Source organism: Acetobacter sp. JWB, from assembly GCF_003323795.1.
Lineage (GTDB): Bacteria > Pseudomonadota > Alphaproteobacteria > Acetobacterales > Acetobacteraceae > Acetobacter > Acetobacter oryzifermentans.
The window spans coordinates 660,857-680,981 of record NZ_CP030871.1 but is presented as its reverse complement, the minus strand read 5'-3'; the positions used below and the strand labels follow the sequence as shown (position 1 = coordinate 680,981).

22 protein-coding genes, 1 tRNA gene and 1 pseudogene are annotated in these 20,125 nt (G+C 54.0%); 14 read left to right on the top strand and 10 right to left on the bottom strand.

Annotation, left to right across the window (positions count from 1 at the left end; translation table 11 throughout):
- Positions 1–51 precede the first annotated feature (51 nt).
- From DS739_RS03230 to DS739_RS03175, 12 genes are all read left to right on the top strand, one after another.
- Entirely contained in the window at positions 52–378 is a 327-nt protein-coding gene (locus DS739_RS03230) for a helix-turn-helix transcriptional regulator (protein WP_039892019.1), read from the top strand.
- 198 nt (positions 379–576) lie between these two features.
- On the top strand, positions 577–954 hold the full coding sequence (locus tag DS739_RS03225; RefSeq protein WP_039892018.1) for a hypothetical protein: 378 nt from the start codon (positions 577–579) through the stop codon (positions 952–954).
- Complete coding sequence (locus DS739_RS03220; RefSeq protein ID WP_039892017.1) at positions 954–1,502, top strand: hypothetical protein; 549 nt, start codon at positions 954–956, stop codon at positions 1,500–1,502. Before DS739_RS03225 ends, DS739_RS03220 begins: the two co-directional genes overlap by 1 nt.
- On the top strand, positions 1,495–1,686 hold the full coding sequence (locus DS739_RS14120; protein WP_139018877.1) for a hypothetical protein: 192 nt from the start codon (positions 1,495–1,497) through the stop codon (positions 1,684–1,686). The genes DS739_RS03220 and DS739_RS14120 overlap by 8 nt, the downstream gene beginning before the upstream one ends.
- Complete coding sequence (locus tag DS739_RS03215) at positions 1,687–1,923, top strand: hypothetical protein (RefSeq protein WP_139018876.1); 237 nt, start codon at positions 1,687–1,689, stop codon at positions 1,921–1,923. It begins immediately after the preceding gene.
- The gene (locus tag DS739_RS03210) at positions 1,920–2,204 is read left to right on the top strand and encodes a hypothetical protein (protein ID WP_039892013.1); all 285 of its coding nucleotides are present in this window, start codon (positions 1,920–1,922) and stop codon (positions 2,202–2,204) included. The genes DS739_RS03215 and DS739_RS03210 overlap by 4 nt, the downstream gene beginning before the upstream one ends.
- Positions 2,180–2,527, top strand: a complete 348-nt coding sequence (locus DS739_RS03205) for a hypothetical protein (protein WP_039892011.1) — start codon at positions 2,180–2,182, stop codon at positions 2,525–2,527. The genes DS739_RS03210 and DS739_RS03205 overlap by 25 nt, the downstream gene beginning before the upstream one ends.
- Entirely contained in the window at positions 2,524–2,979 is a 456-nt protein-coding gene (locus DS739_RS03200; protein WP_089179837.1) for a hypothetical protein, read from the top strand. Before DS739_RS03205 ends, DS739_RS03200 begins: the two co-directional genes overlap by 4 nt.
- 300 nt (positions 2,980–3,279) lie before the next feature.
- Entirely contained in the window at positions 3,280–3,852 is a 573-nt protein-coding gene (locus DS739_RS03195; protein ID WP_089179836.1) for a hypothetical protein, read from the top strand.
- Positions 3,849–4,349: a hypothetical protein gene (locus tag DS739_RS03190; protein ID WP_035351009.1), complete on the top strand. Its 501-nt coding sequence runs from the start codon at positions 3,849–3,851 to the stop codon at positions 4,347–4,349. The genes DS739_RS03195 and DS739_RS03190 overlap by 4 nt, the downstream gene beginning before the upstream one ends.
- Before the next feature lie 156 nt (positions 4,350–4,505).
- Positions 4,506–5,504, top strand: a complete 999-nt coding sequence (locus DS739_RS03180) for a site-specific integrase (protein ID WP_050793174.1) — start codon at positions 4,506–4,508, stop codon at positions 5,502–5,504.
- A 145-nt stretch (positions 5,505–5,649) separates the two neighbouring features.
- Positions 5,650–6,234 carry an endonuclease/exonuclease/phosphatase family protein gene (locus DS739_RS03175; RefSeq protein WP_240190201.1) on the top strand — a complete coding sequence of 195 codons (585 nt, stop codon included), beginning with the start codon at positions 5,650–5,652 and terminating at the stop codon, positions 6,232–6,234.
- 73 nt (positions 6,235–6,307) lie between these two features.
- On the opposite strand, the pseudogene DS739_RS03170 reads toward DS739_RS03175, so the two are convergent.
- The 10 genes and pseudogenes from DS739_RS03170 to DS739_RS03125 all read right to left on the bottom strand — a co-directional run bounded on the left by DS739_RS03170 (position 6,308) and on the right by DS739_RS03125 (position 18,471).
- A pseudogene (locus tag DS739_RS03170) lies at positions 6,308–7,629 on the bottom strand (DEAD/DEAH box helicase).
- A gap of 456 nt (positions 7,630–8,085) precedes the next feature.
- Complete coding sequence (gene metW / locus DS739_RS03165; protein ID WP_035354136.1) at positions 8,086–8,691, bottom strand: methionine biosynthesis protein MetW; 606 nt, start codon at positions 8,689–8,691, stop codon at positions 8,086–8,088.
- The gene (locus tag DS739_RS03160; protein WP_035354139.1) at positions 8,691–9,866 is read right to left on the bottom strand and encodes a homoserine O-acetyltransferase; all 1,176 of its coding nucleotides are present in this window, start codon (positions 9,864–9,866) and stop codon (positions 8,691–8,693) included. Before DS739_RS03160 ends, metW begins: the two co-directional genes overlap by 1 nt.
- A gap of 126 nt (positions 9,867–9,992) precedes the next feature.
- Positions 9,993–11,798 (bottom strand): translation elongation factor 4, encoded by a 1,806-nt coding sequence (gene lepA, locus DS739_RS03155; protein ID WP_012812615.1) that lies wholly within the window; start codon positions 11,796–11,798, stop codon positions 9,993–9,995.
- A gap of 125 nt (positions 11,799–11,923) precedes the next feature.
- A complete protein-coding gene (locus tag DS739_RS03150) occupies positions 11,924–12,568 on the bottom strand; it encodes a helix-turn-helix transcriptional regulator (protein WP_006117151.1) in 645 nt (214 codons plus the stop codon).
- Positions 12,565–12,819, bottom strand: coding sequence for a hypothetical protein (locus tag DS739_RS03145; protein WP_006117150.1), 255 nt, complete (start codon positions 12,817–12,819; stop codon positions 12,565–12,567). The genes DS739_RS03150 and DS739_RS03145 overlap by 4 nt, the downstream gene beginning before the upstream one ends.
- A 110-nt stretch (positions 12,820–12,929) precedes the next feature.
- Positions 12,930–15,344 (bottom strand): membrane-bound PQQ-dependent dehydrogenase, glucose/quinate/shikimate family, encoded by a 2,415-nt coding sequence (locus tag DS739_RS03140; RefSeq protein ID WP_006117149.1) that lies wholly within the window; start codon positions 15,342–15,344, stop codon positions 12,930–12,932.
- Positions 15,345–15,415: 71 nt separating this feature from the next.
- Complete coding sequence (locus tag DS739_RS03135; protein WP_006117148.1) at positions 15,416–16,501, bottom strand: energy transducer TonB; 1,086 nt, start codon at positions 16,499–16,501, stop codon at positions 15,416–15,418.
- Between the two features lie 80 nt (positions 16,502–16,581).
- Positions 16,582–18,027: a type I glutamate--ammonia ligase gene (glnA, locus tag DS739_RS03130; RefSeq protein ID WP_003622499.1), complete on the bottom strand. Its 1,446-nt coding sequence runs from the start codon at positions 18,025–18,027 to the stop codon at positions 16,582–16,584.
- Positions 18,028–18,132: 105 nt separating this feature from the next.
- On the bottom strand, positions 18,133–18,471 hold the full coding sequence (locus DS739_RS03125; protein WP_003622497.1) for a P-II family nitrogen regulator: 339 nt from the start codon (positions 18,469–18,471) through the stop codon (positions 18,133–18,135).
- Positions 18,472–18,709: 238 nt separating this feature from the next.
- Between DS739_RS03125 and DS739_RS03120 the strand changes: the two genes are divergently transcribed.
- Positions 18,710–19,885 carry an aminotransferase gene (locus tag DS739_RS03120; protein WP_006117147.1) on the top strand — a complete coding sequence of 392 codons (1,176 nt, stop codon included), beginning with the start codon at positions 18,710–18,712 and terminating at the stop codon, positions 19,883–19,885.
- A 72-nt stretch (positions 19,886–19,957) separates the two neighbouring features.
- Positions 19,958–20,033 (top strand) — tRNA-His (locus DS739_RS03115).
- Positions 20,034–20,125: the final 92 nt, after the last annotated feature.

Genomic DNA, 20,125 nt, shown 5'->3' with positions numbered 1-20,125 from the left:
CAAGGGATTTTGCTTAGTGCTGATAAGCGGCCATTAAGGCAGTATCGATACATGGAATTGAAAGACCTAATACGTGCTGCCCGCAAAGCTAAGGGGCTATCTCAAGCTGCTTTGGCAGACTTGCTTCACGTTAACAAAAGTGCAGTTGCGCAGTGGGAATTAGGCTCTACACGTCCAACTAATGAAAGTATGGCAGCTCTAAAGTCTGTTCTTTCTATCGGTGAGCAAATCTCTCCAGTTGGATCTGCTCCATATGCAGGTGAGATCGTTGAAGATCCCGATGAACTCGCCCTTCTTCGTTTCTGGAGATCTCTGTCTATTGAGAAGCGGCGCGCAGTCGTTGAGCTTCTGCATATTGGCAGACCTTCTGACCGCTAATTTTCGCTTCTTTCTATGCATCACCCTAAAATCTAAGTTCAAGTTCACATTATGTTCTTATTGGCACCCACGCTAGGGATTAGTCAATAAATTTTACGCGCTAAGAATTTTGCTTAGATACACTAATTATTTTCCTTGACCGCTTAGTAATGCTAAGCGTAAACATACCCCCATCGCCACAACGCGATGGAGGAATGAATGACACTTATTGCGGAACTCCGCACGGTATCGGATGCTGCGCTAGAGCGCTCCCGTGCTGCATCGCAGCTGATCACGGCCATTGGCCCGCTGCTAGACCCAACATTACCCACACCAAACGCCATGCAGGCCGCCCGCGTGCAGCGTGCTGCCCTGAAACTGGTGGATACCGCACTGGAAGAAAGCGGCGCAGATGCCACCCGGTACGTAGGCTTTGGCTTGGCGGCCCTGTATTGTGGCCTATCACCAGATACCTTCCATAGCCTATGTGAAAAAGGCAAAGGCCCGCGCTGCACCATAGTTGAAGGCAATGGCCTGTTTACTGTGGCTGCTCTGGATGAATGGATGGAAAGCATCCACCAGAAGGAAGGTGCGTGATGGTTGATCCAGCATCCGCGCTCACGAGCATTGCCCCCTTCGGTACAGAAGGATCCCGAACAAAAGCAGGGCCGGTAGAATGCCTTGGTTTTACAATAAAAGGTGAAAACCAGCGCAAGATTTTCTTGTTTCGCGATAGCGTTGGTCAGGTAAGGGAATTAAGGGAAATCCAATTATTCCGCCGACCGGATATTGTTGCGTTGTTTGGTGGAGATATTAGCTGGCTGAAAGAGCATTTTCCAAAGAAATCTACTGTCAGCAAAGTTTTTCCGAGTGGAGAAGTCGCCATTGGCGAGATGGTGGTTGATTTTGTAATAAGGGACGCAGCAGCTTGCCTTATTAAAGGCTGCTACATACAGCATCTTACAACCCCCCATACGGCAGATGTTCAAAATCCCGCTGAAAAGGCCACTATCATTACTAATGATAGTGAGAATGCGAGATCAGAACGTGCTCCTGTTCTGAAAATCCTTTTCTATGCATTTATGCTTGCTGCAGGAGCATTTGTGCTGGGCTCACGCGCAGGTAGGACGGCATGTCATGGTTAAAGCTCCTGCGCCGCCACGCCCAATTCCGCCGACTAAAAACGGTATTGGAACGCCCCGTCCATCAATATTCACGCAGCATACAACTCCAAGAGGCGGATATGATGCAGCATTACCTGCAATCGCCATAGTGTTTACTGCTGGAATATTGGTCGGTTTTGCCTTTGCTTTTGGGGTTTTGAATTAAATGCCCGAACGCAGCAACATACGCGTGCCTAATCAGGATGCCCGCTTGCAGGATCTGATTACACAGTTTCTCCAGCAGGCTGACTACATGGATCGCGTTTCTATCGACTTCCGTGCAGAACTGTTCATTCCCGCAGCAAAAGCTTTTGAAAACATAGCTACCTGCATGCGCGAACAGGCCAACGAACTGCAACCGCACCTCAAACACACAATTCTTGCAGAGGATCATACCCCATGACCTGCACACAATCCGCCACGTTCCCTGGCATGCGCATTATTCCCGTAGCCCGTGATGTTGTGGTGAAAGACCCATCCGGCAAAGGCCGGCACGCATACCCAACCATTGGCCGTGAAACACGCACGCTGATGTTTGGAAAAACACCCGTAAAACACACGGTAGTTTTTGCTGATGGCCAAACGCTGAACTTTCCACCAGCTTGGATTGTGCCGATTGCGGACGCACCGCAGCATGGATCATTGGCGGAGTGCATGGAATGCCCCGATACCAGGCAACACTAACGCGCAATCAGGCAGGCAGATACCAAGGCACGGTAACAGACCAGCGCACAGGCAATCAGATTGAATTCCCTGATTGCAGCAAGGAGCGCAAAGAAGGCCGCTGGATTGTATCGGGCAAAAGCACAACACCCAGCCTGCCTGAATGGTTTTTGGAAATGCGTTCGATGGGTGATGGCCTGTTTGAAATAACAGCCACAGAGGACAGGAATTTTCTCATCCGGTTTCCTGAATGCGAGCAGGACGAAATAGACGGACAGAGCGGCATCATTGGCTGGGCAGACGATGTGCAGCTGATTGAAGCGCGAAAGGAGAGGGCGGCATGAGCAATCCAATTATGGAACGCTCATATGTAACAGATCTTCTGGTTACAGCATTGCTGGAGGCTGGTGTTGGGCAGATTGTCCAATACAAAGATCTCCAGCAGCTGGTGAACCATGATGTTCAGGGACGGCACAGATATCTTCTGGAACGTGCCCGGCATATCTGCATGCGGGATCATAAACGCGCCTTCACAACCGTGATGAATGTTGGCCTCCAGCGTACAGCAGCAGAAGATCTGGTGAAGTTAGGGAAAGGCCAGATCAAACGCGTGCGGAACGCCGCCAAAAAAGGTGCGGTTATTATGGATACCGTGCAGCGCGCCGATCTGACAGAGCAGCAGGCACTTGAGCACGATGCCACACGCGGGATTCTTGCGGCCATACAAACCGCCAGCAAGCCACGCAAAAGCATGCAGGCATCCAGAGCAAATGCAGATCCACAGGTGAAACTATGAGCACGGCGCAGAACGGTTGCGGCCTGCTAGCTAGATGGCAGGCAGACCGGAGCCGTTTGGTTCTATCATGCGTCACGGCGCTCCGCTGCGCTCCACACCACAGCATGCCGCAGCGCATCACTTCACATCGCAACGCTACGGGGAGCAGAGCTTCGGTTCTGTTCCTCGGAACGGTGCTTATCGTTCCACGATGCGCCATAGCGCGTCGCAGCTCCCCGCTCCGCTCCGCGCAGCAACACAACACAACACAATGAAAAGACGGGCGGCATCATGCTGCCCGTCACCTAACGGAACAAAACCATGATCATTCGCAAATGTAACGTTAATATCAAAGGAATTTCACCTTATTCACCGTCCAAACCCATTGCAGAAAAACCAAAGGAATATTCCCACAAGGAATGGGAGGAAATGCAGTGGCGTAACAAGGCGCACGTTGATGAACGGACAGGAAAAGTTTTTGTGCCGTTTATGTCTTTCAAAAAGGCACTGACATCATCAGCAAAGCTGACAATCCGCAAGGTTTCCGGAAAGGGAAATAAGACGTTCTCCAGCATTGTCCAGGCGGGCATCATGATTGATACGCCGCTGATGCTGGACATCACCCGTGATGATCTTATTCCGGAAAGCTTCCTATGCTCAGCTACAGGCGACCCAACAGGGAAAGGCTCACGCGTAATGCGCACCTTCCCGCGCATTGATGATTGGGGCGGCATGCTGACTTTTCATATTTTCCAAGAAGACCTCTCGAAAGATGTTTTTGAAGAATATCTGGAAGAAGCCGGCATGATGATTGGTGTAGGACGCTTTCGCCCAGAAAATGGCGGCGTAAATGGCCGCTTCCAGATCCAGAAAACCGAGTGGGAAACACTATGACTGAAACCCGCGCACCGTTTAACGGGAAGAAGAAAGATCCCATAGGCGTGTTCGTACGGTTGCATGATGGCATGTTGAATGAGAAGCAGATTGCCGCTCTGTGCAACCCTAAGCGCTCTAGCACAGAAAACATCCTTACCATCGGCACCCCTGTCACTGGCGGCGAGATGGACTACTATGCTCAGATAATCTGGTTTGAAGACGCTCCAGAGCCTGAAATTGTCGCGTGGCGGAATAGAGATATTAAGAAAGGTGATAATGTAAAGGTTGTCCGTCAATCAGATGCCCTCGCAAAACTTGTCGAGCGCGATGCGGAGATTGCGCGACTAAACCAGAAGATCACCAAACTGAAAGATATAATTGCAGGGGCAATGATACAATCGTGCTTACATGGTGCGGATGGAGATATTGGACGACTACGGCGCGTTGAAGCTGAACTGGAAGCAGTCAACGCCTTGAACAGATCGGAAGGAATGAGCCGTGAAAACTGCCCATGAGCCAACATGCTGCCGTATTAGCGCCCTAGCGCAGAGATGGGATTGCTCACCAACCAAGATCCGCAGAATGGTGGAAACTGGCGAGCTTCCATCCCTGCGCCTAGGCAGAATGGTGCGGATACCTATGCAGGCCATCAAAGAATTTGAAGAAAAACAATGCCAAACTCAGACGCAAAAGAGCCCAGATTGTGCCGAGTCTCCAAACGAAGCACATGGCACATCTATTACCAACGCAAACGCATCTCTACGGGCTGCGAGGATAGGGTTTCGGCTGAATTAGTCCTTCATAAGTTCAAGGAGGGGCTTCTAAAGCCAGAAATCCGGGCTGCTGGCATTTCTGGTATATTAGATGCGTATCATGCAGACCGCGTGAACAATGAAAAACCCGGAGCGGAACGCATAGGCTGGTCTCTCAAGCCGCTGAAGGTATTTTTTGGGGATAAGCCACCAGAAATTATTACACCCGATTCGTGCAAGAGATATACGGCGTTCAGGCTAGATCAGGGCGTTCAGATCAGCACTGCCAGAACCGAACTAGGTACACTACGCGCTGCAATGCGGTGGGCTGTTAGAGAGGAAATTGTTTCCAAAGCCCCGCGCACAAAGCTTCCACCGCGTCCAGATGCACGCCAGCGCTGGTTAACCAGAAGTGAGGCGGCTGAATTGGTAGATGGCTGTGTTGCCCACCATATTCGATTGTTTGTGCTGCTGGCGCTGCACACAGCAGCCAGAAAATCTCACATACTTACACTGACATGGAGCCGTGTAGATCTACAGGCGCGGATCATTGATTTCCGTGACCCAGCTAAACCACGCACCAAAAAGGGCAGGGCACGCGTGCCTATTAACGATACGCTCTATGAAGCCCTGAAAGAGGCTTATGAGCTGCGTGAAACAGAATTTGTTGTGGAATGGGCTGGTGATCAGGTTTCCTCCATCAAAACAGGCTTCAGGGCGGCAGCCAAACGCGCTGACCTGAGCGGAATTACACCACATACGTTGCGGCACACGGCAGCGACATGGATGGCGCAGGCCGGAATATCTCTGTGGGATATTGCTGGCTATCTAGGCCACAGCAATATTAAGATGGTGGAAGAAACATACGCCCACCACTGCCCAGACTATTTGCGGACAGCAGCAGGCGTTTTGGGGTGATTCTCTCGCTAAAATAAGCAACAGTGCTCGCTTGTGTTCATGAACACAGACACCCGGAAACTGGCGGAAATCCATGATCAAAAAGAGCGTTTCAAGAGCGGGCAAAATAACTTAACCCGTTGAAATATAACAACGGGTTACAGTATTGCAACACACGGCGCTGGCTGTACGTGCGGATATTCCATTTGAGCAAAACCCGGATGTTACAGCGCTGGATACCTATGCAACGGCCCCGGCCACCCACCATCATTTACGCAGTGGGCTAGATATTACGCTGCACCAGAACGGACAAACCCTGCGTATTCTGGTTGTGCATCTTAAAGCCGGATGCCCGGATAATCTGCCCCATGCTACACGCCCCACCTGCGCAACTCTTTGGCAGCAATTTGCCGTGCTGGATGCTTGGGTAGCCATACGCACCCAACATCATGAAGCCTTTGCCATTATGGGAGATTTCAACCGCCACCTTACGGTGCATGACCCACTATTTCTCACGCTTTTACGCATTGCACCGCTAGATCTGGTAACGGCAGGCACAGCAAGCCCCTGCCAAAACGGCAGCTACTTTATAGATCATATTATTCTGGGCGGAGCCGCACGGGCATGGAAAATACCAAACTCCCTACGTGTAACTCCTTTGGCAGAAGAAGTCGGTCAAACACTCTCTGACCACTGCCCCGTTTCCATCACGCTGCAACTGCCATCCGCCAAAGAGCAGCCGCAGCCATAGCGCCCGGAAACAAAAAAAGCTGCCGCACCCAAAGATGCGGCAGCCTTATTTTACAAGCTATCAGCCTGAAATATTACATGCGGCCAGCAGGCGCACCGGAACGGCCACCATTACGAGCACCACCACCGGAACGGCGCGGGCCACCACGGCCACCACCCGGAGCCCCCCACGAGGCGCACCGCCGCCGCGCGGGCCACCACGTCCTCGGCCACCGCCACCCAGAACAGGCGGACGCATGGTGGAAGCTTCTGCTTCATCAGAGTGCCAAGGATGATCCCGAACCACCGGCACAGTTTTGCCAATGGTGCGTTCAATATCGCGCAGCCAAGCCCGCTGTTCTGCATCACAGAAGGAAACAGCCCAGCCATCACGCCCGGCACGTGCTGTACGACCAATGCGGTGCACGTAGCTTTCCGGCACGTTTGGCAGATCGTAATTAAACACGTGGCTGACATCGTCCACATCAATACCGCGGGCGGCAATATCCGTTGCCACCAGCACTTTAACAGAACCAGAACGGAAGCCCTTCATGGCCCGCTCACGCGCACCCTGAGACTTGTTGCCATGAATGGCTTCTGCCACCACGTTGTTCTTGTTCAAAAATTCCGCAACCTTGTTGGCTTCATGCTTCATGAGCGTGAACACCACAGCGCGAGAAACCTTGGGAGATTCCACCATGTTCAGCAGCGCATCGCGCTTATCACCCGCGCCATTTACAAACATGACGGCCTGCTGAATACGATCCACCGTGCTGGAAGGCGGCGCCACTTCAACGCGTGCCGGATCATTCAGCAAAGATGCCGCCAGATCTTCAATGCTGCGCGGCATGGTGGCGGAGAACAGAAGCGTCTGGCGCTGTTCTGGCACAAAGGTCATGATACGGCGGATATCGCGCACAAACCCCATATCCAGCATGCGGTCTGCTTCATCCAGCACCAGAATTTCCAGACCAGACAGATCAATAAAGCCTTGGCCCATCAGATCAAGCAAACGGCCCGGCGCAGCCACCAGCACATCTACGCCACGACGCATGGCTTCAACCTGTCGGCCCTGCCCCACGCCACCAAACACAACGGCCTGCGTAAACTTCATATGGCGTGCGTAAGCTTTAAAGCTATCGCTAATCTGGGCCACAAGCTCACGCGTAGGCGCCAGCACCAGAACGCGCGGCTGTTTGGGCGTGTTTGCACGTGGGTTTTTAATCAGATGTTCCAAAATAGGCAGCGCAAAAGATGCGGTTTTGCCTGTGCCTGTCTGGGCCAGGCCCAGCAGATCACGCCCCTGCAACAGATAGGGGATGGAACGTTCCTGAATAGGAGTGGGTGTATCATAACCCTGCTCTGCCAATGCCTTCAGCAGTGGTGGAGCAAGAGCAAGATCGGAAAATTTAGTCATCAGGGCCAACCTTATTTGTGCAGCCTGAAAACGAGATCGAGAGACCGCACCCTTTTCAGTTATGCACTGTATGTTTTGTGGCGCACACGGAACATTTTTGCACCGGCTTGCAGCTGAGCGCCCACAAAATTTTGAACACATCAAGATCCATAAAGGAAATTTTTGAACTGCGTTCGTTCCTTATAAACCTTGTAAAGCTGTATATAAGGGGACTTCCCAAACCTCGCAAGGCTTCCGTACCATATTAGTCCTAAAATGATGTTCGTGTAATGTTGAGGAATTTTTAGAAATCGGGTGAAAAATCGTTATAACATTGCCGCATTTGAAAGTTTATTGCTGATATCTTAAAGGTATTTTTGAAATATTCCTATTTAGGAAATTTCGGAAGATCTTCACAAAAAAGGCATAAATCTAACATTATTTTTAGGCAACTTATTGGCAGCAAGCCTTCAAACCTTAGTCATTTCGGCGCCGGAGCAGGAAAAGAGCTTGCTCGCCAAACAGGTTTGCCATTCGGATAGAGCGCCGCCACGGGGCACGCTCCCCTTCCTCATCCACAGCCATCCATTGCTCTACAATGTAGCCATCCTGCTTACACAGTTCCAGAAAATCCCGAATGGTACAGGGGTGGATGTTTGGGGTTTCATACCACGGTGTGTGCCACACAGATGTCATGGGCATGCGGCCGCTCAGCAGCAGTTTAAGCCGCAACTGCCAATGCCCAAAATTGGGAAATGAGACAATAGCGTGCCGCCCAATACGCAGCATTTGCCGCAGCACTTCCCGCGGGCGCGCAACAGCCTGCAAGGTGCGTTGCAGCACCACATAATCAAACGCGTGGTGCGGATAATGCGCCAGATCGTGGTCGGCATCCCCATGCACCACGGGCAGCCCATGTGCGACAGACTTGGTAACAAGCTCCATGTTCAGCTCAATACCGCGCGCATCACACCCACGGTAGCGGAACAGATGGTCAATAAGCGTACCATCTCCGCTGCCAATATCCAGCACACGGGTGCCGGGGGCTATCATTTCGGCAATAAGCCGCTGGTCAAGACGCATCAGGCAAGCCCCGCATGTTCGGCCACACCACACAGAAAACCACGTACCGTGCGGTCAAAATCCGGTTCTTCCAACAAAAAGGCATCGTGCCCCTTGTCTGTTTCTATTTCTACAAACGAGACATTGGCCGCCGCCCGATTAAGCGCACGCACCAACGTACGGGCAGCCGATGTGGGAAACAACCAATCGGACGAGAACGACACCACACAAAACCGCACCGGCGTACCCGCAAAAGCGTGTGTAAGTTCGCCATCATGGTCTGCGGCAATATCAAACCAATCCATTGCACGGGTAATGCTGAGGTAGGAGTTGGCATCAAACCGCCGTACAAAGGTAGAACCCTGATAACGCAGGTAGGATTCCACCTCAAAAATATCGCTGAACATGGAAACAGGGCCTTCTGGCCCCTGCCCACCAACAGGCCCGCGCCGCATACGGCGGCCAAATTTGCGCGTTAAGGCTTCTTCCGAAAGATAGGTGATATGGCCCATCATGCGGGCCACAGCCAAACCACGGGCAGGCACAACATCATCCGCCCAATAGCGGCCACCGCGCCAGTCTGGGTCTGCTATAATAGCCTGCCGCCCCACCTCGTTAAACGCAATGTTCTGGGCGGAATGGAAGGGCGCTGTGGCAATGGGCATGGCTGCCAGCATCATCTGTGGGTAGGTCACTGTCCATTCCAGCACCTGCATGCCACCCATGGAACCGCCAATAACGGCAAACAGTTTTTCTATGCCCAAAGCCCGCACAAGTTTGTGCTGCGCGCGCACCATATCGCGGATGGTAATGGGCGGAAACGCCGTACCCCAAAGCTCCGTGCCATTGCCTTGGGCATCTGTGCGGGTAGAGCGCGGGCCGGTGCTGCCCATGCAGCCCCCCAGCACGTTGGAGCAGATAACAAAAAACCTGTTGGTATCAATAGGCTTTCCCGGCCCAACCATCCGGCTCCACCAACCGGGCTTGCCCGTAAGCGGGTGTTCTTCCGCTACGTACTGGTCCCCCGTAAAGGCATGGCAGATCAGGATGGCGTTATCCCGCTTTTCTGAAAGCGTGCCATAGGTGCGGTAGGCAATATCAACAGGGGCAAGGGTAACGCCGCAATCCAGCCCCAGCCCTTCGGCAAACCGGACATGCTGCTGTTCACCAATGGCCAAGGGTGTTGTGCTGTTCATAAAAACGCCGAATGCTCCAAACAATCCCCTCCGGCATACGGACGTTTACAGGACAAGGCAAGTCCGGTTTCCAACGGCCCTGCCCTGTTACGCCCGATGTGCTGGAAAGTTCCGCCCGGTCCTGTTTCAGTGTTCCATTTTAAGCGCAGCCAAGAAGGCGCTTTGCGGAATTTCCACCTTACCAAACTGCCGCATGCGCTTTTTACCTTCCTTCTGCTTTTCCAGAAGTTTGCGCTTACGGGAGATATCACCACCATAACACTTGGCCGTTACATCCTTGGAAAGTGCGCCAATGGTTTCACGCGCAATCACCTTACTGCCAATGGCCGCCTGAATGGCAATTTTAAACAACTGGCGGGGGATAAGATCCTTCAAGCGTGCGCAAATCGAACGCCCGCGAGATTCCGCAGCCGTGCGGTGCGCAATAAAGGACAGTGCATCCACTGGCTCCTGATTAACCAGAATGGAAATACGCACGAGGTCACTCTCCTCATACCCATCCATCTGGTAATCAAAGCTGGCGTAGCCACGGGTAAGAGATTTCAGGCGGTCATAGAAATCAAACACCACTTCGTTCAGTGGCAGGCGATACACCGCCATCGCACGGCTACCCACATAGGTCAGATCTACCTGCACGCCGCGCCGTTCTGTGCACAGCGTAAGCACCGCGCCCAGATATTCATCCGGCACCATGATGGTGGCTTTAATCCACGGTTCCTCAATGGTTTCAATCAGGGAGGAATCGGGCATATCCGCCGGGTTGTGCAGTTCTTCCCGCTCACCATTGGTGCGGGTGATTTTGTACACCACGGAAGGCGCTGTTGCGATGAGATCCAGATCGAATTCGCGCGACAGACGTTCCTGAATAATTTCCAAATGCAACAGGCCAAGGAAGCCACAACGGAACCCAAAACCAAGGGCTGCGGATGTTTCGGCCTCATAGTGGAAGGAGGCATCGTTCAGGCGCAGCTTGGCAAGGCTATCGCGCAGTTTTTCAAAGTCATCGGCCACAACGGGGTAGAGGCCACACCACACCACGGGAATGGAGGGTTTGAACCCCGGCAAAGGCTTTTCTGCCGGGCGGCGATCATCTGTAATGGTATCACCCACATTACAGTCTGCCACGGTTTTAATAGCCGCGTTGATAAAGCCCATTTCACCCGGACCAAGGCTTTCAACACTGGTCATGCGCGGGGCAAACACGCCCACCTGATCCACCTGATGCACAGCGCCGGAGGACATCATGCGCACTTTCATACCGCGCTTGAGCCGCCCTTCCTTAATACGCACCAGCACGATCACACCCAGATACGGGTCGTACCAGCTATCAATCAGCATGGCCTGCAAGGGCTTTTCCGCATCACCTGTTGGAGGTGGCAGGCGGGTTACAACGGCTTCCAGCACGCCTTCAATATTCAGGCCGGTTTTGGCGGAAATTTCCACCGCATCATCAGCCGGAATACCAATAACTTCTTCAATCTGGGCCTTTACGCGCTCAGGCTCTGCTGCGGGCAGATCCACCTTGTTGAGCACGGGCACAATTTCGTGGTTGGCATCAATGGCCTGATACACGTTGGCCAGTGTTTGCGCTTCCACCCCCTGAGAGGCATCCACCACCAGCAAAGAACCTTCGCACGCCGCCAAAGACCGGCTGACTTCGTAAGCAAAGTCCACGTGTCCGGGGGTGTCCATCAGGTTCAGCACATAGGTGTTGCCATCCTTGGCCGGATAAGTCAGCCGGACAGTTTGCGCCTTAATGGTAATGCCACGCTCACGCTCCAGATCCATGTTGTCCAGAACCTGATTGGTCATTTCACGCGCGGTTAGGGCACCGCACGCCTGAATCAGGCGGTCAGCCAGAGTGGATTTCCCATGATCGATATGTGCGATGATGGAAAAATTGCGGATGAGCGAAAGGGGTGTATCGGTCATGCTGCTCCTTTAAGCGAAACGGAAAGAAAAGTCAGCCGCTTCCGCACGGGCTTGGGCCATTATCAGATAAATTTTTTCCCTATTGCGCACACTGCCGCATTTGGCACCAGCCCGCAGCCTGTTTTTTAGCCAGATATCAGCACAATACGGTGCAGCCATACGCCAGCAGCGGCCGCGGGCACAGGTTGCAAGGCGCTGCGCCCAAAGGGCTGGATGGCCCGCACAGGTTTTTCTTGCAAAATGCCCACCACCGGGGCTTGCCCTGCGCGTATCAGCACCACGCGGTCTGCCCCACGTGGGTGCAAGGCAGGTTGCACCACCAAGGAACAACCCAGCCGCAATATGGGTTCCATGCCTTCCGTATCTACCCGCAACATATAGGCCGAAGATGACGGCAGGCTGAAAAATGTTTCCTCCTGCTCCCACAATCCTCCGGCGGGCAGGCCTGCACGATCCAGCACGCCGCCCTGATCCAACCATGAAAGCGGCAAGCTGCGCATAAAGCATGGTGCCGGAGTTTTTGCCCCATCTGGTTGTTCATACCCCCAGAGATGGGCCTCAAACTGAGCGAGGGAAACACGCAACACATCCAGCGCACGCAGCAGGCTTGGCAGCGCAGGCCAGCGCCACACGCCATGCCCCGTATGGCGGCGCGAGGGGTTAAAGGTCGTGGCATCCAGCCCCGCCGCCCGCGCCAAGCCAGAGGGCGTAAGCCCTCGCTCCTGTGCCAGCGTATCCAGTGCGTGCCATATGCGCTCTGCCGGTATCATGGTTTTTTGGTGTGGAGCTTTTCCTGCTTCAGCACATCGCTGGCGTGGCGGGCTGTGCCTTCATCGGTAATAAAAAAACGCCCCTGTGCATTCTGCTGCGCAAGGCCCTTACCAGCCAGACGTGTCAGGCAGGGATCATCCTTCATGCCAGTTGGGCGGCCTGCATCCCCCGCAAGGCAAAGCCTGTGCAGCGCGGCGCGGCAACATGTTTCAAGGTAGGGTTCGTTCCACATGAATGCAGGATCACGCATCCCGCACGCGGCGGCAAGAGGATGTTTTCATGCAAAGCCGCTCCCCCAAACACAAAGCGGGCACACGCATGATACGTGTGCCCGCCAAAACCTGCCCACACAAAGCAGAGTTAGTGTTTTACCTGCGCATCTGGCAGCGCATAGGCCACCACGTAATCCCCCAGCTTGGTGCCAAAGGAACCATGGCCGCCATCTACCGAGAGCACATATTGATGGCCGTTTTCTTCATACGTCATGGGAGTGGATTGCCCCCCTGCTGGCAAACGATCCTGCCAGAGCTGCTGGCCTGTCGTCACGTCATAGGCGCGGATATACATATCCAGCGTGGATGTCAGAAACGCTACACCACCTGCGGTAATGATTGGCCCACCCAATGAGGGCACTCCAACACGAAAGGCCAGTGGCACGGGGGAGCTATCACGCGTGGTGCCATTGCGGTGCTTCCACAACACCGTGTTGGTGCGCAAATCCAACCCTGCCACATAGCCCCAACCCGGCTGTTTGCACGGAATACCAATGGGGGACAGGAATGGGTGCAAGTCCACCCCAAATGGTGTGCCATATTGTGGCTGCAAACCAGCCTCTCCACCAGAAGGGCCTGCATTCTGCGGCGGCTCTGCCGGGTTATTTGGCCCACGCGGCACAAGCCTAGAAACAAACGGCACGGCAATGGGGTTGGTAAACGCTACCTCCCGCACCGGATCTACCGCCAAGCCGCCCCATTCAAACATGCCCAGATTACCGGGGAACACCAGCGTACCCTGCGTGGAAGGCGGCGTGAATGGCCCCTCATACCGCAGGCGTTTGAACATGATACGGCAAGCCAGTTGATCAAACATGGTTGCGCCCCACATATCCGCATCCGTGAGGTTGTTTTTGGGGCGGAATGTAAGTGCGGAGAACGGCTGGGTAGGAGAAAGGTGATCCCCCGGAGCAGCCCCCTGCGGCACAGGCATTTCTGGCGCGGGTACCAGCAAATGGCCATTGCGCCGATCCAGCACAAAAATATTGCCTGTTTTGGCGGGTGCATACAATGCGGGCACAACGGCGCCATCGGCCTGTTTTATGTCTACAAGGCTGGGTTGAGATGGCACATCCATGTCCCACAGATCATGATGCACTGTCTGGTAAAACCACACTTTGCGCCCGGTATCTGCATCCAACGCCAGAATGCCAGAGGCATAGCGCTCCTGATCCGGCGTGCGGTGGCCACCCCAGATATCCGGCGTGGCAACACCCGTGGGAATGTAAATCTGGTTCAGCCGCGCATCATAGGCCGACGTAATCCATGAATTGGGAGAATTGGCCACGTAATGATGCGTGGCGGAGGGCAGTTCATTGGGGTTCGGGTTGCCCGGATCAAACGCCCATATCAGCTTGCCGCTATACAGATCATACCCGCGCGTAACGCCTGAAGGTTCGTGCGTGGAGTAGTTATCTGTAACCGCGCCAGAAATAATAGCTACCTTGGAGGTAATAACCGGCGGGGATGTGGGCTCGTAAAACCCCGGCGTGCGCATGGGCATGCCATCCGTAAGATCCAGCGCGCCATCACGCCCAAAACCACGGCACAGGGCACCGGTATCGGCATTTAGGGCAAACAGGCGACCATCATTGGTGGGCAGGAAAATACGGTGTGCGCAATCATCCGCCACGGCAACATCGTGGGCCTGTTCTTCCGCCACCGGCGTTTCTGCGTAAGACACGCCGCGGCATGTCATGTGCTGATAAGAGGCGTTGTAGGTAATTTTGGGGTCAAAATGCCAGCGCTCATGCCCGGTGGCGGCATCTACAGCAAACAGGATCTGGTGTGGTGAGCACAGATACAGCGTATCGCGCACCTTTATGGGCGTGGCTTCATCTGTAATTTCTCCCGGATCATCCGGGCGCTTCAGATCATGCGTGCGAAACACCCATGCCACTTTCAGATCCCGCACATTGCTGGCTGTAATCTGAGAAAGTGGGGAGTATCTGTCCCCCGCCTGCGTGCGGCCATAAGCGGGCCAATCTGCTGCGGGCACAACCGTATTATCTCCCGGCAATGGAGAGGATGAAGCCTGCACACCAGCCCGAGGCAGAACACCCGCAACATCCTGCGGGTCTTGCGTAAGGGCATAGCCATACACACCGGCCCCGGCCACAACACCGGCCAGCAAGGGCGCGCTGTTCCAGCCAGAAGACGGCAACAATCGAGAAGAAACAAAAGGCAACACAAGCCACAACCCCAGTGGCAACAGCACATCACCACGCGGGGCCAAGGCCCAGAAATCAAACCCAGCTTCCCCAACAGACCATACAAGGGTGGCCGCAACCAGCACCGCGTAAAGCCACAGAGCCTCGCGCCGCCGCCGCCATAGCAGCGCCGCCGTAGCCAGCAGCACAACGCCGCACACCACGTAAAAGCAGGAGCCGCCCAGCAGGGCCAGCCAGATGCCCCCACCTGCAAGAAAAACGCCTAATATTGCAAAAACTGCTGCGGTAATCCGCAATACAATATCTGGCTGGTGACTATTTGTTTGTATCATGTTGCCTATTTTCTGCCCTGCACACGTTCACATCCAAATTTTTCTGCACAAGAAAAACCGTTTCAGAATAATCAATACAACAGCGCGGCATTGCATCCCAAGAAAATACTGTAAAAGACACAAAAAACCGCCTGCTGCAAATATGTTAGCGCACTTTTTGTAAAATTTGCGCCGCCCATGGTTTTAAGCACCACGCAGTTGGTGGGAGCACCTGCCGCCGTAATATCGCACCGCGCCATCACGCGACCTTCCAGATTTTTGTTTTCTTCCGCTGCCGGGTAAACGGGGGCTGCCGTGTTGATACGGTTAAGCCGCACAGTTTTATCTACGGCAGACATGGCGTTGATAACGGCGTATTCGTCCTTATCTTCCGTGGTATGACGCCAGTTGTACAAGGTTTCCAAACTTCTGGATAAACCTTCTGTGCCATAATTGAGTGTATAAGCTGCTTGGCCCGGCACCTTAACTTTCACGCTCAACCGAGGTGCCTTGGCAATCTCCTGTGCCGTGGCAATTGGCAGAAAGATACCGAACACTTTTTGCGGTGTGTCATTCGCAAACACCAAGGGAAAATTATAGTGCTGCTTGTTTGGCGTATCTGCCTGTAACTGCACAGAAACACCCGCTGTTGGCTGGTTTTTGGGCCACTGCAAGCCAAGCAGGAACCGGCTATATGTTTGGGAATTGAAGGAAAGCGCCGCGGTATCTGCCAGATCCGCCCCTGTAAGCACATACATGCTCATTACCACCAGGCCATTACTTTGCCCATCTGCCGTCAACAGCGGTTGCGTAGGTGCGGGTGCAGGGCGCGAGTAAATAAAGCACGCTTGTAGCGTCTTGGCGTTTTTCAGGCTTTTGGCAATATAATCCTTATCATCCTGCTGAAGCGGCAGTTGCACAGCCAGCTTGCGAATATCCTGCGCACAGTAAACCTCGCCCCATGAGGGAGACAGCGAAGTAACATTGAGCAAGGAAGGCTTATCTGCCGAAAGCGCAGGATTACCTGCACCAGAAGCTGTTGCAGATGCCGGGGGCTGCACCGGCGCAATGGCTTGCGGCGCAGTAGCAACATGCCCACCGGGCACAGAACCAGAAGTTGCACACCCCGCCAGACACAAAAGCCCGAGCGCAGAAAAAATGCGTGTTTTCAATACCATTCAGCAATCCAATACAAAAAAGCGCGGCCCCTAAGGAGCCGCGCCTTTTATTTCCGATATCTTCCCTAAAGGAAAGAAAATCAGACGGAGTAATACATTTCAAATTCAACCGGGTGCGGTGTGTGTTCGAAACGGTACACATCATCCCATTTCAGGGTGATGTAGCTTTCGATCTGATCTTTGGTGAACACGCCACCAGCCAGCAGGAACTCATGATCCGCAGCCAGAGCTTCCAGAGCTTCACGCAGGGAGCCAGCAACTGTCGGGATCTGCTTCAGTTCTTCCGGCGGCAGGTCATACAGATCCTTGTCCATGGCATCGCCCGGGTGGATCTTGTTTTTAATGCCGTCCATACCAGCCATCAGCATGGCAGCGAATGCCAGATACGGGTTGGCTGTGGGATCTGGGAAGCGCACTTCAACGCGCTTGGCTTTGGGGCTTGTTGCGTACGGAATACGGCACGAAGCAGAACGGTTGCGGGCGGAATATGCCAGCAGCACAGGTGCTTCAAAGCCCGGAATCAGGCGCTTGTAGGAGTTGGTGGATGGGTTGGTGAAGGCGTTCAGCGCCTTGGCGTGCTTGATAATGCCGCCAATGTAATACAGGGCTGTATCGGACAGATCTGCATAACCATTGCCAGCAAATGTGGGCTTGCCGTCTTTCCAGATGGACTGGTGAACGTGCATGCCAGAGCCGTTATCACCATAGATAGGCTTGGGCATGAATGTTGCTGTCTTGCCGTAGGAATTGGCAACATTGTGCACACAGTATTTGTAGATCTGCATGAAGTCTGCTGCGCGCACCAGCGTTTCAAACTTGGTGCCAAGTTCGTGCTGAGACTGCGCCACTTCATGGTGGTGTTTTTCAATCGCCAGACCCATTTCGCCCATGGCTGCCAGCATTTCTGCGCGCAGATCGCTTTCGCTATCCACTGGCGGCACGGGGAAGTAACCACCCTTCACACCCGGACGGTGGCCCATGTTGCCTTCAGGATATTCCTTCAGGGATGCATCGGGGCCTTCAATGCTGTCGAGCTGGTATTTGCCATAGTTCGGGCCGGTGCCAAACAGCACGTTATCGAAAATGAAGAATTCAGCTTCCGGGCCAAAAAATGCCGTATCACCCAAACCGGAGGACTTGAGGTACTGCTCAGCCAGCTTGGCGGTGGAGCGCGGATCGCGGTTGTAAGGCTGCCCGGTGGAAGGTTCAATAATATCGCAGAACAGGATCAGCTGCGGACGAGCAGAGAACGGGTCCATCACTGCGGATGTCGGATCCGGCAGCAGAACCATGTCGCTTTCGTTAATGGCTTTCCACCCGCCGATGGAAGATCCATCAAACATGAAGCCATCGGTAAAGCTATCTTCCTCGATGGTGCTGACATACTGGCATGTATGATGCCACTTGCCCTTTGGGTCCGTAAAACGCAGATCCACCAGTTCCACAGAGTGTTCCTGAATCAGATCAAAAACCTTGGCAATTGCAGCAGCCTTGCTGTCACCCGCCGGAGCTGTTTTCTTTACCATGCTCTCTTCACCTAAGCTTTGTCAGCATGCCGCACTTTGCGGGCACGCGGTCTGCGGGAATAATGTACGCGCATCTTAGCGCCCCATACCTACGCATGGAGCGTGTTAGATTGCGTCTTCCCCTCGTTCTCCGGTACGGATTCGCACCACGTCATCCACCGGACTCACGAAAATCTTGCCATCGCCAATGCGGCCTGTGCGGGCCGCTGCGGAAATGGCTTCTACCGCCCGCTCCACCATGGAAGCAGGGCAGACAACTTCAATCTTCATCTTGGGCAGGAAATCAACAATGTATTCCGCGCCGCGATAAAGCTCCGTATGCCCCTTTTGCCGACCGAAACCCTTGGCTTCGATTACGGTAATACCCTGCAATCCAAGCTCATGAAGGGCTTCTTTCACCTCATCCAGCTTGAAGGGCTTGATTATGGCCTCGATCTTCTTCATCGCGCGTCGTCAACACACCATTGTTGTGCCCGTATTTTGGGCCTGTCCGTTCATGATGCCACCCTGCCCCTATAGGCAGAAGGCACCCCATACCGTTACACTTGCACGGCTTGCCCGTGCGGGCAATCAGGCAGATGCAAATTTGTATCGATAAAGCACCAAATCAACTGTTTACGCCAAATGTTTCGGTATCGCGTCTTATTCGCCTCTTTCCGCCAGCGGGGCAAGGAACTTTGTAATGACAAAATTGCTTAACAGGCAGATTGCAAACCAGCCTGTCACTATTTTTACGCTTATGTCCGAGCTGGCGCGCAAGCATAACGCCATCAATCTTGGGCAGGGTTTTCCTGATACGGAAGGCCCGCAAGACATGGTGCAACTGGCCGCAAATGCCTTACTGGATGGGCGCAACCAGTATGCGCCCCTTACAGGCCTGCCAGAACTGCGCGCCGCCGTTGCGGATGCCTCCGCCCGATTCCAGAACATTTCTGTAAATGCCGAATCGGAAGTGGTGGTGACATCTGGCGCTACCGAGGCCCTGGCGGCATCCTTTATGGCGCTGATAGAACCGGGCGATGAAGTGGTGCTGATAGAACCGCTTTACGATACCTACCTGCCTGTTGTGCGCCAGCTTGGCGGCATTCCGCGCCTTGTACGGCTGGAAGCGCCAGATTGGGCGCTCCCGCAAGAGGCCTTAAAAAACGCCTTTAGCCCCCGCACCAAAGCCATTGTGCTAAACACCCCCATGAACCCCACCGGCAAGGTGTTTAACGCTGAGGAGCTGGCCTTTATTGCCGACCTTATGCGCCAGCACGATACCTACGCCATTTGCGATGAGGTGTATGAGCACCTTGTGTTTGATGTGCCGCATCTCTCGCTTATGGCCCTACCGGGCATGCACGAGCGGTGCATTCGTATTGGCAGCGCAGGCAAAAGCTTTTCCTTTACCGGGTGGAAGGTGGGTTACGTTACCGCCCCTGCCCCGCTGGCTGCGGTGGTGGCCAAAGCGCACCAGAACCTTGTGTTTGCCACAGCCCCCAACCTGCAACGTGCCGTGGCCTTTGGGCTGAACAAGGATACCGCCTACTTTACCCAACTGGCGCAGGAGATGGATACAAAACGCCAGATCCTTTCTGCCGGGCTGGCGCGGGTGGGCTTTGGCGTACTGCCCTGCCAAGGCAGCTACTTTGTGATGGCGGATATTACCCCGCTGGCAAACGGGTTGGATGACATGGCCTTCAGCCGCCTGCTCACAGAACAGGCCGGTGTCACCACCATTCCCGCCTCTGCTTTTTATGATGCGCAAAGTGGCACGCCCCCGCGCAACCTGATTCGCTTTGCCTTTTGCAAGCGTGAGGAGGTGCTGATTGAGGCTGTGGCCCGTCTGGAACAATGGAAAAGCCGCCAGAGCTGATTTTTCTATATAAAAACGCCAGAAGTGATTGACGAACGACGCAGTTTTCTCTAAACGTCCGCTTGCTGTGCGGCGGACGTAGCTCAGCTGGTAGAGCGCCGGTTTGTGGTACCGGTGGTCGCGGGTTCAAGCCCCGTCGTTCGCCCCAGCATTTTTCCCTTGAAATTCAAAATACCTTACGCACAGTACCATACTGCGTGCACGCTGCCGCCTTATGCTTGCATCTGTGCAACTACTCTG